The following is a 520-nucleotide window of genomic DNA, read 5'->3' on the forward strand; positions in this document are numbered from 1 at the left end:
TAATGGATGGATTACCCCGGTGCGCCAAAAAAGGTGCCTATTTTTGCAACCCCCGTGTCGCTGTCGCGTACCCCGCCCGAGATCCGGACGCGGCCACCGCTAACAGGCGAGCACACCGACGAAATCCTGACAAGCATTGGTCTCGATGCGCAGGCCATAGCCGATCTGAGGTTGCGAAAAATTGTTTAACGTCGAGCAAATTACAGGACTTGATTCATGAGTACCTCCATTTTTTCCACTCCCGATCAATACCAGGAAATCCGCGACGCCGTGGGCAACCTGTGCAAACAGTTTCCGGCTGAATATCACCGCAAGATCGACGAAACTCGCGGCTATCCGGAGGAATTCGTCAACGCGCTCACCAAGGCGGGATGGCTGGCCGCGTTGATTCCGCAGGACTACGGCGGCCCCGGGCTGTCGATGGCCGAGGCGTCGGTCATCATGGAAGAGATCAATCGCTCGGGAGGAAATTCGGGCGCTTGCCACGGCCAGATGTATGTGATGAACACGATCGTGTTCA

The 520-nt window shown here is 56.3% G+C and carries 1 protein-coding gene; it reads left to right on the top strand.

Translation table 11 applies throughout. The annotated features are described in order from the left end of the window. Window positions 1–216: 216 nt before the first annotated feature. The coding region (locus tag BN2475_RS33215; protein ID WP_143326084.1) for an acyl-CoA dehydrogenase family protein at window positions 217–520 on the top strand (304 nt) is incomplete at its 3' end.

Source organism: Paraburkholderia ribeironis (genome assembly GCF_900019265.1).
GTDB lineage: Bacteria > Pseudomonadota > Gammaproteobacteria > Burkholderiales > Burkholderiaceae > Paraburkholderia > Paraburkholderia ribeironis.